9 protein-coding genes are annotated in these 12,274 nt (G+C 65.8%); 5 read left to right on the forward strand and 4 right to left on the reverse strand.

Features of this window, described 5'->3' with window-relative positions; translation table 11 throughout:
• Positions 1–6 precede the first annotated feature (6 nt).
• Positions 7–1,266: a TetR/AcrR family transcriptional regulator gene (locus ACQ450_RS03230; RefSeq protein ID WP_431470483.1), complete on the forward strand. Its 1,260-nt coding sequence runs from the start codon at positions 7–9 to the stop codon at positions 1,264–1,266.
• Positions 1,267–1,354: 88 nt separating this feature from the next.
• On the opposite strand, the gene ACQ450_RS03235 is transcribed toward ACQ450_RS03230, so the two are convergent.
• From ACQ450_RS03235 to ACQ450_RS03250, 4 genes are all read right to left on the reverse strand, one after another.
• On the reverse strand, positions 1,355–2,659 hold the full coding sequence (locus tag ACQ450_RS03235; RefSeq protein WP_188055092.1) for a spinster family MFS transporter: 1,305 nt from the start codon (positions 2,657–2,659) through the stop codon (positions 1,355–1,357).
• 62 nt (positions 2,660–2,721) lie between these two features.
• Positions 2,722–5,451: a TonB-dependent receptor gene (locus tag ACQ450_RS03240; RefSeq protein WP_431470484.1), complete on the reverse strand. Its 2,730-nt coding sequence runs from the start codon at positions 5,449–5,451 to the stop codon at positions 2,722–2,724.
• A 224-nt stretch (positions 5,452–5,675) separates the two neighbouring features.
• The gene (locus tag ACQ450_RS03245) at positions 5,676–6,746 is read right to left on the reverse strand and encodes an acyl-CoA dehydrogenase family protein (protein WP_431470485.1); all 1,071 of its coding nucleotides are present in this window, start codon (positions 6,744–6,746) and stop codon (positions 5,676–5,678) included.
• A gap of 90 nt (positions 6,747–6,836) precedes the next feature.
• Positions 6,837–8,057, reverse strand: a complete 1,221-nt coding sequence (locus ACQ450_RS03250) for an acyl-CoA dehydrogenase family protein (RefSeq protein WP_431470486.1) — start codon at positions 8,055–8,057, stop codon at positions 6,837–6,839.
• 130 nt (positions 8,058–8,187) lie between these two features.
• Between ACQ450_RS03250 and ACQ450_RS03255 the strand changes: the two genes are divergently transcribed.
• The 4 genes from ACQ450_RS03255 (at position 8,188) to ACQ450_RS03270 (ending at position 12,274) form a co-directional block, all read left to right on the forward strand.
• A complete protein-coding gene (locus ACQ450_RS03255) occupies positions 8,188–9,732 on the forward strand; it encodes a class I adenylate-forming enzyme family protein (RefSeq protein WP_431470487.1) in 1,545 nt (514 codons plus the stop codon).
• Positions 9,729–10,496, forward strand: coding sequence for a thioesterase family protein (locus tag ACQ450_RS03260; protein ID WP_431470488.1), 768 nt, complete (start codon positions 9,729–9,731; stop codon positions 10,494–10,496). Before ACQ450_RS03255 ends, ACQ450_RS03260 begins: the two co-directional genes overlap by 4 nt.
• 114 nt (positions 10,497–10,610) lie before the next feature.
• Positions 10,611–11,474 (forward strand): EF-hand domain-containing protein, encoded by an 864-nt coding sequence (locus ACQ450_RS03265; protein ID WP_431470489.1) that lies wholly within the window; start codon positions 10,611–10,613, stop codon positions 11,472–11,474.
• 80 nt (positions 11,475–11,554) lie between these two features.
• Positions 11,555–12,274 carry a response regulator gene (locus tag ACQ450_RS03270; RefSeq protein WP_431471266.1) on the forward strand — a complete coding sequence of 240 codons (720 nt, stop codon included), beginning with the start codon at positions 11,555–11,557 and terminating at the stop codon, positions 12,272–12,274.

Genomic DNA, 12,274 nt, shown 5'->3' on the forward strand with positions numbered 1-12,274 from the left:
GACGCGATGAATGCGCCGGAAGCAATCCGCGGGGGAGCGGAACAGGGCACGAAGCGGTTTCAGGCAAAGCGGGATGCCATTCTCGCCGCCGCCGCCGAAGCCATCAACCAGCAAAGTGCGAAGGGCATGACCTTCGCCGATGTCGCGCGACGAGTGGGTCTCAACACCACCAGCGTGACCTATTACTTCAGGCGCAAGGAAGATCTCGCCGCCGCCTGTTTCGAGCAGACGCTCGAACGGCTGGAAGCGATGCTCGATGCGGCGCACGAGGAGACCACGCCCGAAGCGCGCGTCGCCCGCTATCTCGCAAGCAACATGGAGCGGCTCGCGCGCATCCGCCGGGGAGAGGAACAAGACTTCGCGATTCTGTCGGACCTGCGCGCGATGGAAGGCCCGGTGAAGCACGAGCTGCTTGCCGGCTGGCGCAACGTGTTCCGAAAGACGCGGGCGCTCTGGGGACCCGCCGAAAACCGCGCCGAGACCGACCTGCACGGCGCCCGCGCGCATGTGCTGCTGGAGAACACCTTCTGGCTGCCCGCTTGGCTGGTGCGGTACGAAATCGACGAATACCCGCGGCTCGAGGCGCGGATGATGGAGGTGCTCCGCCACGGCATCGCCGCTCCGGACCAGGAGTGGCAACCCGAACTTCTCGATCTGGAATCCGCCGAGCCCGAGCCGGGGCGCGAGGCGTTCCTGCTGGCGGCGACGCGGCTGATCAACGAACTGGGGTACCGCGGCGCATCGGTTCAGAAGATCGCTTCCGAGCTGAATGTCACCAAGGGCAGCTTCTATCACCACCTCGATGCCAAGGACGATCTGGTGATCGCCTGCTACAAGCGCAGCTTCGACATTCTCGCGGACGCGCAGCGGCTGGCCGAGCTGGCGGCCGGCAGCCAGTGGCATCGGCTTGCCAGCGTCATTGCGACGCTGCTCGACGTGCAGTTCTCCGAACGCGGCCCGTTGCTTCGAACGACGGCCCTGTCGGGCCTGCCGCCGCACGTCCGCTCGACGATGATCGACCGTTCGAACCGGATCGCGCGGCGCTTTGCCGGCATGATCTCCGATGGCATCGCCGAAGGATCGATCCGGCCGATCGACCCTCTGGTCGCGAGCCAGGGGCTGATGGCGCTGCAGAATGCAGCATTCGATATGCGCAAGTGGGCGAGCACCATGCCGCGCGAACGCGCGGTCGCCTTTTACGCATCGACGCTCGCGTTCGGATTATTCGATGATCGAGTGCTGACGGAGGGCGCAGTCAGCACATAGTGGCAGGCCGCGGGATCGTAGAAATGCCGCTTCGCCTTGTTCCTTATCCCCTCGATCCGCCGAGCGGGACACGCGGCTCGCGGAGGGGTCAGGCCGCGCGCTTGAGCAGGACGCCGGCGCGCCAATAGTGGAAGATCGCCCAGGGCGTGATCGCGCCGAACACGAACATCGCCCAGCGCAATGCCTCCGCTTCGCCGAGCGACGGCCGGAGCGAATCGCTGATCACGCCGATCAGGGTGGGCCCGAGACCCAGTCCGATCAGATTGATGACGAGCAATGTGATCGCCGCCCACAAGGCGCGCAGCCGAACCGGCGCGAGCCCCTGAATGAGCGCGAAGGTGGGGCCGAGATAGCTGTTCTGGAACAGCACGGCGACGAAATAGAGGCCGATCGCCACCGCCGGGATCGGCACGAGATAGAAAGCGAGCGCGAACGGCAGCGCGACGATCTTCAGCACCGCGACCATCCAGCTCTGGGCGTGGAGTCCGTGCCGCCCGGCCAACCGGTCGGCGAGTTTGCCGCCGCCCACTGCCGAGATCGTGCCGCAAATGCCGCCGATCGGCGCGACGATGAGCGAGATCGTGAGAATGTCCACCCCGAGCGTGCGGATCATGAAGCTCGGCCCCCAATGAGTGAGCCCATAGCCGATCATTGATGTCAGCGTGACTGCCGCCACCAGATGCCGCGCGGCCGGATTGCGCCACAGCGAAGCGAAGCCCACCCCCAGCGGCGGAATCGCGTCGTGCTGCTCGGCCGCACGCGCAGCGTCCGACAAGCCGCGGCGCGGCTCGACCACGAACAGCCAGACGAGGACCGCCAGTACCAGTCCCGGCAAGCCGACCGCGAACATCGCCGCGCGCCAGCCGAAATAATTCGCCACGGTTCCGCCGATGATCGTCCCGAAGGCGGCGCCCAGCACCACGCCCAGGGAATAGACCGCCATCGCCCCGGCGCGTTTTTCGGGCGGATAGAGATCGGCGATCATCGAATGGCTGGGCGGCGACGATCCCGCCTCGCCGATCCCAACGCCGATACGGGCAAGCAGCAGTTGCAGGAAGTTCTGCGCGAGACCGGCCATCGCCGTCATCGCGCTCCACAGCGCGAGGGCGATCGCGACGAGCCGCTTGCGATTGCCGCGGTCGGCGAGCCGGGCGGCGGGAATTCCCAGTGTCGCGTAGAAAACAGCGAAGGCGAATCCGCCGAGCAGGCCCAGCTGGGTGTCGCTGAGTTGCAGGTCCGCCTTGATCAGCTCCTGGAGGATCGCGAGGATTTGCCGATCCATATAGCTGAAGAAATAGGTGAGCGTGAGCAGCGTGAGCGTGAGCGTCCGCCGCTTGAGCGCAAGTGCGTCGGCGGCACTGTGAACCGCGGCAGCGGCAGCGGAGTCGGCCATGGGCGGATGCGCTCGCTATTCGAGAAAAAAAAGGGGCGGACCACCGGCCCGCCCCATTCAGATCAGAAGTTGCCGCGCAGCGTGATGCCGTATGTCCGCGGTTCGGCAAGATAGGCCGAATAGATTTGCGCCGGCGCCTGGAAAGGCGAGCTGAACCCGACCTGCGTATAGCCGACGTCGAACAGGTTCTGACCCCAGACCTCGAGCGACCAATTATCGGCGCGCACGCCGATGCGGCCGTTCACCACCGCGAAGCTGTCCTGCTCCTTCTGCGGAACCAGGTCCGAACCGGTGTTGTAGTCGTCGGCGAGGCGCGCATCGATGTAGAACAACCCGCTCAGACCGGAATTGCCGAGCTCCGGCGTATAGGCGAACGAACTGGTGACGACGATTTCCGGCGCATTCGAGAGATTGTCACCCGGAAGCAGCGCGAGCGCCGGATCGAGCGGATCGCCCTCGTCCGAACCGACCAGCCGGTCCGCATAGCGCGTGTCGGCATAGGTCGCGCCCAGGCTGAACCGCACATCGCGGATCGGCACCAGCGTCGCCTCCAGCTCGACGCCCTGCGAGATGACACCGGGAGTGATATCGTCCGGATCGCAGGTGCCGCCGGTGCCCAGATTGCTGCCGCAGCCGTTGATGTTCTGGACCAGATAGACCGTGCCGTTGAAGGTGTTCAGCTGGAAGTTGCTGAACTCCTGGCGGAACGCGGCAAGATTCAGGCTGAACGGACCGGTGCTGTACTTGGCGCCGATCTCATAGGCGTCGACCGTCTCCTCGTCGAACTGCAGATTGCTCACCAGCGAGGCGCCACCCGCCAGCGAGAACGGCAGGATCGGCGATTTCAGAGCCGAACGATCGAGGTTGAAACCGCCCGCCTTGTAGCCGCGCGAATAGCTCGCATAGACCAGCAAATCGTCGGTCGGCTTGTACGAGAGCACGGCCGTACCGGTGATCTTGTCCTCGTTGCGCTCGTCCTCGAGCGTGAGCCCGTTGAGCTCGGCAGTCGAATTGCCCTGGCAGGCGAGCGAGATCGCTCCGCCGGTGAGCGACGTCGGAACGGTCGTCGATGCACCCCCCGTGAGATAGGGAAGCAGCAGCGCCTGCATTTGCGGACAGATGGTGTTGGTATTGTTGAAGTTGGCGTCCATCCGCTTGGTTTCGTTCGTGTAACGAAGTCCCAGCGTCAGATCGAGCCGATCGGTCAGATGGATGATATTGTGCGTGAAGAACGCGAAATTCTCGCTGTTCTGGTTGAAGTTCGCCGTATCGTCGCCGACGCCGTTGACCGTGCTGAGCAGACGGAGCGCCTCGACGAAGGGTGCGGCGCCCACCGTTGGGCCCGGAATGTCGGGGAAGATCCCTGCAAGCGCGCCGGCGGTGATCGCGCCGCCGGGCCCGGCGAGGCAGCCTGCCTGATCGGGATTGCGCGGCAGTGCCGGGCTGATCGAGGCGAGCAGGCGGCACGAGGCGAAGGCGCCATAATCGTTGCCGAACTGCAGCTCGCTGCGCGTTTCAAGATCCTCGTTCGCGTAATAGCCGCCGACGAGCCAGTCGAGCACGCCGTCGAACGCCGTCCCCTGGAAGCGCAGCTCCTGCGAGAAAGTCCGGAACTCACGACCGCTGTCCGGGCCGAAGAACAGGATGTCGGCGAGACCATAATCGGCGTCCGCCGCCTGATAGTTGGTATAGCCGCGGTAGGCAGTGATCGACGTCAGGTCGACGCCGCCCAGATTCCAGTCGACCTGAACCGAGCCGCCGTAATCCTCGGTCTCGCCATCGTAGCTGCGGTTCGGCGAGACTGCGATACGGCGACTGTAGGGGTCGCCGAACGCCGGGAAATAGCCGTCGAAGGTCGTATCGCCGACACCGATCAGTACCGGGATGATGGGGTTCGACGGATCGATCAGCCCCCGGTTGGCCGGTGCGATCTCGGGCGTCGCATAGACGGCGGCGCAGCACGCCTCCTCGCGGCGGCTGTAATCGCCGATCACGCGGACCGAGAGATCGACCGTCGGCTCGTACAGCGCCTGCGCCCGCACGAGATAGCGATCGCGGTCATTGACCTGATAGCCGGTGTTCACGTCTTCGAAGAAACCGTCGCGCTGCACATAGATGCCGTCGAGTCGCAGCGCGAGGCTATCGGCGACCGGCCCGGTCACCGAGGCGCCGAGACGCCAATAATCATAGTTGCCGTAGGTGATTTCAGCGGTGCCGCCGAAATCGAATTCGGGCCCCTTGGTCACGATGTTCAGCAGGCCCGCGGACGCGTTGCGGCCGAACAGCGTGCCCTGCGGACCGCGCAACACCTCGATCCGCTCGATCTCGCCGAGTTCGTTGAGACCCACGCCGGTGCGCGAACGATAGACGCCGTCGATGAAGGTCGCGACCGAGCTCTCGAGACCGGGATTGTCCCCCACCGTGCCGACGCCGCGAATGCGAGCCGAGCTGTTCGCCTCGCTGCCGGTGTTCGACACCAGCAGCGACGGCGCGACCTGATTGAGCTGGCGGATGTCGTTGGCGCCGGTCAGTTCGAGCGCCTCCCCGGAGACGGCCGAGATCGCAAGCGGCACGTCGGCAAGCACCTGGGCACGGCCCTGTGCGGTGACGACGATGTCACCATCCTGAATCACGGGCGCGCGCCGCGGCGCATCCGCAGTATCCTGATCGACAGCCGCCTGCGCGATGGCAGTCGGGTCGTCATTTGCCGCGGACTGCGCGGAGGCCGGAGCCGCCAGCGCGACCGTCAGCGCCGGAACGGCGCACGCCGCCATGAGACGAAAACGCATCATCTATCCTCTCCCACTTGGCCGGAGCACTTGGCGGCTCCATACCCTATCCTCGAAACTACACTCGCTTATGCCCTGCGCGTCAAGCGGAACAACCGTTGCATACCGCTACGGATACGTCGGTGTTGCTCAAATGCCATAGTCGCGGCAGGGGCAACGATTTCCCGAACGATTGTTCGAAACGTCCCGCCCCGTCGCGGGCCGCGCATGGCGACGCGCAGCCGCACTCAATAGCCGTTGAGGCGTGCGAACCGCTCGCGGTGCCACGCGGCATTGCCCCATTGCGCCTCGAGCACACGGGCGCGCTTGAGATAGAAGCCGGCGTCATGCTCGTCAGTCATTCCGATCCCGCCGTGGAGCTGGACCGTTTCGCGACTGACGAGGTGAAGCGTCTCGCCCGCGACTGCCTTGGCGAGACTCACTGCCTGCGGCACGTCGGGCCGATCCGCCTCGATCGCCTCGAGTGCCGCCTCGACCACTGAGCGCGTCAGTTCGAGTTCGGTGAACTGCTTCGCCATGCGATGCTGCAACGCCTGGAAGGTCGACAGCGGCTGGCCGAACTGGACGCGGGTCTTGAGATACTCGTTAGTCTTTTCGAAAGCGGCCTCGGCCATGCCGAGCATTTCGGCACAGGTCGCCGCCGCTGCGCGATCGGTAACCCGCGTCAGCAACTCATCGGAACCGGCAAGCCGCTCGCCCGCCGCGCCATCGAGTCGAACCTGCGCATGGCTGCGCGAGTCCACCATTTGTCGAGCGGAGCGCGTGACGCCTTCGCCCTCAGGCACAAGCCAGAGCCCGTCGGTGGTCGCAACCACGAACAGCGCGGCGCCGTCGCCCTCGGCAACGAACTCCTTAGTGCCGGTCACACGTCCGCCGGCGGCTTCAGTGGTGATGCGATCGGGCGCGAAACGCGGCCCTTCATCGATTGCGAGCGTCGCCACCACCTCTCCTGCAGCGATCCGCGGCAGCCACTCGGATTGCTGCGCCTCCGATCCGCCGATCAGGATCGCGCTCGTGGCAGCAGCGGTCGCCGCCAGTGGCGATGCCGTCAGATTTCGGCCCAGTTGCTCGAGCACCAGTCCGAGCGAGACATAGCCCATTCCCACGCCGCCCAGTGCCTCGGGAACGAGGATTCCGGGCCAGCCCATCTCGGCCTGTGCGCGCCAGGCGCCGCTATCGTAGCGTTCGGCAGGCGCCGCATCACGCATTCGGCGAAAGGCCGTGACCGGCGCTTCATTGTCCACCCACTCGCGCGCCATATCGCGGAGCATCGTCTGTTCTTCGGTGAGTACCGCCATTTCCTCTTCCCCGTCGCTCCATCGCAATGCAGAGCCTGTGGCGTCGATGCCGCGAAGCGGAAGGGGGCCCCTTCCGCAGCGGCACACGCATTATTGATGATCGAGCATGCCAAGGATGCGCTTGGCGATCACATTGTTCTGGATCTCGGTCGAACCGCCGTAGATCGAGACTGCCTTGCCGAAGAGCCAGCCGCGGGTCTGCGCCAGTTCCTCCGGCGTGAAGCCCTCGCCTTCCCAGCCGAGCCCCGCCATGCCCATGATCTCGAGCGCCAGTTCGGCACGCTCCTGCGTGATTCGCGCACCGACATTCTTCATGATCGAAGAGGTGGCGGACGGGCCCTGACCCGCCTTCGCCTCCATCGCGGCGCGGCGCAGAGTCGCCATGAATGCCCGCAGATCCATTTCGTGGCGCACAATCCGCATCCGCAGATCCGCATCGGCGATACGCCCGTGCTCGTCGGTGCCGACATAGTGCTTTGCCAGTTCCGACAGCGGCGTGCCCGCGAAGAAGCGCCCCGCGCTGGAACCGCCGCCGGACAGGCTGGTCCGCTCATGCTGGAGCAGCCGCTTGCCGATCGTCCAGCCATGGCCCTCCTCGCCGACCCGGTTCGCCTTCGGCACCTTCACGTCGGTGAAGAAAGTCTCGCAGAAGGGCGAGCTGCCGGAGATCAGCCGGATCGGCTTCACTTCGACTCCGGGCGCATCCATATCGACCAGCAGGAAAGTGATACCTTCATGCTTCTTCGTCTTGTCGGTGCGAACGAGCATGAAACACTTGTCGGCCCATTGGCCGCCGCTGGTCCATGTCTTCTGGCCGTTCACGACATAATGGTCGCCGGCGTCTTCGGCGAAGGTCTGGAGCGAAGCGAGGTCCGAACCCGCTCCCGGCTCGGAATAGCCCTGGCACCAGCGGATCTCGCCGCGGGCGATCGGCGGGATATGCTCGCGCTTCTGCTCCTCGGTGCCATATTCGAGAAGAGTCGGGCCGAACATCATCACGCCCATGCCGCCGATCGGATTCCACGCACCGATGCGAGCCATTTCCTCGTGGAGCACACGCACCTCGGCACGACTCAGGCCGCCGCCGCCATATTCCTTCGGCCAGGCGGGAACGCCCCACCCCTTCTCGCCCATCGCCTGTTTCCAGGCCGCCTCCTCGTCGCTGAGCTCGGTCGGCCCCTCGACCGCGGACATCGCATTGTCCTTGCCGCGCAGCGACGGGGGGAAGTTCGCCGCGAGCCATTCGCGCGCATGGACGCGAAACGCCTCCAGCGGGTCGGCAAGCGCCTCAACATCGGGTGCGGTGGCCATCCTCTCTCTCCGGTATGTCTTTCGTTGATTCGAAATTGCGGTATGGACCGAGCCGCGTCAAGTCGATGCTGTACGGAGTGGTGGTTGCGCCCTAGTGGAGCGCCAAAGAAGCTGGAAGAGAGAGGAACGGATGCCGACCGCCGAGGCGTTGCTGAGCAGCGGGTTCGCGACACTGTCCGAGTTGATTCGTGCCCATGCCGCCGAGCGTCCCGAAAAGACGGCGCTGGCGATGGACGAGCGGACGCTCGGCTATGCTGCGCTCGATGCGCGGATGGACCGCGTAGCAGCGGCGCTGCAACGCGACGGCGTGGCACAAGGAACCGCAGTCGCGCTGTTGGCGGCGCCTTCGATCGCCTATGCGGAAGTCTTTCTGGGAGCGGTGCGCGCGGGCTGTGTCGCAGCGCCGCTCGCCCCCTCCGCGACGCCGGCGCAAATCGCGGCGATGGTCCGGGACAGCGGGGCGCCGCTGCTCTTCCTCGACAAAGAAGCGGCGGAAATGCTGGGCAAGATCGATCTGCCGGCGAAGCGAGTCGCGCTCGACGGAAGCGGCGCGGGAGTAGCGTTCGAGACCTGGCTCGCGCCCGCAGCAACGGTTCCGGCTCCCGTGCGGATCGCGCCCGACGATCCGTTCAATCTTATCTATTCATCTGGGACCACCGGGACACCCAAGGGAATCGTCCAGCCGCACGCGATGCGCTGGTCGCACATCGCCCGGAATACGGCCGCGGGTTTCGGCGACGCAGTGACAATGGTTGCCACTCCATTCTATTCGAATACCACGCTGGTGAGCTTCCTGCCCACGCTCGGCTGGGGCGGCACAGCCGTGCTGCTGCGCAAGTTCGACGCATATGCATTTCTGGAAGCTGCGCAGAAACATCGCGCTACCCATGCGATGCTGGTGCCGGTGCAGTATCGCCGCATCATGGCGCTGCCCGATTTCGACCGGTTCGACCTTTCAAGCTTCCGGTTCAAGACCTGCACCAGCGCGCCTTTCTCGCCCGAGCTGAAGGCGGATGTGCTCGCACGCTGGCCGGGGCTGCTACTCGAGATCTATGGCATGACCGAGGGCGGCGGAACGTGCATCCTGATCGCCAACATGCATCCCGACAAGCTGCACACCGTCGGACGGCCGATCGAAGGTTGCGACATCCGGTTGATCGACGAGCGCGGGAAGGAAGTGGCCGCCGGAGAAACCGGCGAAGTCGTCGGACGGTCCGGTGGGATGATGACCGGCTATCACGGCCGCCCCGAAACCACCCGCGAGACCGAATGGTTTGATGCCGAGGGCCGGCGCTACATCCGACACGGCGATATCGGCCGGTTCGACGAGGACGGCTTTCTGATCCTGATGGACCGCAAGAAGGACGTCATCATCTCCGGAGGGTTCAACATCTATCCCTCCGATCTCGAAGCGGTGCTGGCGGAGCATCCCGATGTTGCCGACTGCGCGGTAGTGGGGATTCCGTCGGAAGCATGGGGCGAGACGCCGGTCGGCTTCTACGTCGCGCGCGACGCCGTGACTGACACGGCAACGATTCTGACGTGGTTCAACGATCGGGTCGGCAAGACACAGCGCTTGAGCGCACTCGAATGCGTGGCCGAACTGCCGCGCAGCAGCATCGGGAAGATACTCAAGCGCGCGCTCCGCGACCGATATCTGGAGAATGCAAAGTGACCCCCATCGCCGATATTCTGTCGCAGGCCGACCTTGTCGAGAACGGCTTTCGAACTACGGTGCCCGCGGACTGGATGCAGGGCCGTACCGCCTATGGCGGGCTGACGACCGCACTGGCGCTGCATGCCGCGCAACGGATCGAAGCCGATCTGCCGCCGCTGCGTTCGGCGCAAGTCGCTTTCGTGGGCCCGCTCGCCGGCGCGGTCACGATCACGGCTCAACGCCTCCGGCGCGGACGCAACGCGACCTACATCGACACCGAAGTCCGCTCGGAAGCGGGACTGGGGCTGCGCGCGACCTTTCTCTTCATGGCACCGCTGCCTTCCGCGGTCACGCACGACGCTATGTCCCGGGCAGAGCGGCACCCGCCCGAGCCCAATGTCAAGACTTACATCGGCCCGGACGAGTTCTTCACTGGCAATTTCGAGTTTCACGACGTGAAAGTGCCCGGTGCGGCGGAATGGCTGCGCTGGGCGCGGCTGCGCGGGCGCGATGGTCTCGATCCAACAGTCGAGCTGCTCGCGATCGCCGACGGACTGCCCCCCGCCGCCTTCAAGCTGTTCGACAAGCAGGTGCCGCTCAGTTCGCTGACCTGGCACGTCAATCTGCTGACGACCGATCTTTCGACGCAGGACGGCTGGTGGCTGCTCCAGGCGGCGACGGATCGGGCGGTCGATGGCTTCAGCAGCCAGCGCATGCGCATCTGGAATGCCGCCGGCGCGCCGGTGGTTGATGCGATGCAGAGTGTCGCGATCTTCGCCTGACGCGACATTTTGCGACACTTCGCCCCGGCGCTGACACACCCCTGCGACAGCGATCCGACAAAAGGCGCTCCTGCGGCGCGGCCCCTGCGCGCCGCGCTGAACTGGAGCACGCTCATGAAGACCAGACTGATCGCGGCCGCCGCACTCGGTGCTATGACCCTGACGGGCACGGTTGCCCTCGCGCAGAACGCGCCCCCCGCCCCGGCGCCTTCGCCCGGCCATTCCACGATTCGCGCCGACGCTGACCGCAACGGCGTGGTTACACGCGCCGAGCTGCTCGCCCAGGTCGAGCAGCGGTTCGCACAGCGCGATGCGAACAGCGACGGGCAACTGACGGAGGGCGAGAGCTTCCACAACCGCCGCGGCGGGCGGCTTCGCGAACGTATCCTGAGTCGCATCGACGCCGACGGGAACGGCGCGATCACGCTCGCGGAGCAAAAGGCGCAGGCCGAGCGCCGCTTCGCCCGGCTCGATGCAAATGGCGACGGCGCGATCGACCCGGCCGAGCGCGAGGCCGCGCGCGAGCGGATGCGGCAGATGCGCGAACGGCGCGGCGATCCAATCGCGCGCGCCGACACGGATCGCAACGGCATCCTTACCCGCGCCGAGATGCTCGCCCAGGTCGAGCAGCGGTTCGCACAACGCGATGCGAACAGCGACGGGCAACTGACCGGTGACGAGCGCTTGCACAATCGCCGCGGGGCGCACGACGGCCGCCGCATGGGCGAGCACGAGCGTGGCGGCGAGCGCAGCGCCCGCTTCCGGGAGCGCAGGATGAATCGTATCGACGCCGACGGGAATGGCGCGATCAGTCTCGCGGAGCAAAAGGCGCAGGCCGAACGCCGCTTCGCCCGGCTGGATAGCAACGGCGACGGCGCAATCGACCAGGCCGAGCGCGACGCCGTGCGCGAACGGATGGAGCAGATGCGGGAGCGTCGCGGCGACCGCCAAGCTGGCGCAGTTCCGCCCGCCGAGTAACAGCTGCACCTTCGGACGGCGCGCTCCCCTTCGCGCCGTCCGCCCTTTCCGCCGCCTTCGGATGTGCTACCGCGATGATGATGTCAGAAACGCCGCACCTGCTGCTCGTCGACGACGAGCGTTCGATCCGTGAGCCGCTCGCACAGTACCTGACGAAGCAGGGCTTCCGAGTGACTCAGGCCGGCGACGCAGAAGGTGCGCGGGCGCGGATGGCCGCCTATTCGATCGATCTCGTCATCCTCGACATCATGATGCCGGGCGAAGACGGGCTCAGCCTGTGCCGCCATATTCGCGAGACAAGCGATACCCCGGTGATCCTGCTCACCGCACGTGCGGAGGAAACCGACCGGATCGTCGGCTTGGAGATGGGCGCCGACGACTATGTGGTGAAGCCCTTCTCGCCGCGCGAGCTCGCCGCACGGGTGAAGGTCGTGCTGCGCCGGCTGGCGGCCGGGGGCACGCGCCAGCATGGCCCGGAAGCGGGCAGCTTCGCATTCGCCGGCTGGGTGCTGAAGACCGGAGAACGTACGCTGGTCGACCGGGAAGGCGTTTCGGTGCCGCTGTCGACCGGCGAGTATAATCTGCTCAACGCACTGGTGACGCGCCCCCGCCAGGTACTGACCCGGGATCAACTGCTCGACCTTACCCAAGGCCGCGAGGCGGCCGCTTTCGATCGCGCGATCGACAATCAGGTGAGCCGATTACGCAAGAAGATCGAGCCCGACCCCAAGAATCCGACTGTCATCAAGACCGTGTGGGGCGGCGGCTACACACTCGCGGCCGAAGTGACGCGGCTGTGA

Origin of the sequence: Sphingosinithalassobacter sp. LHW66-3 (assembly GCF_050703275.1) — a bacterium.
GTDB lineage: Bacteria > Pseudomonadota > Alphaproteobacteria > Sphingomonadales > Sphingomonadaceae > Sphingomonas.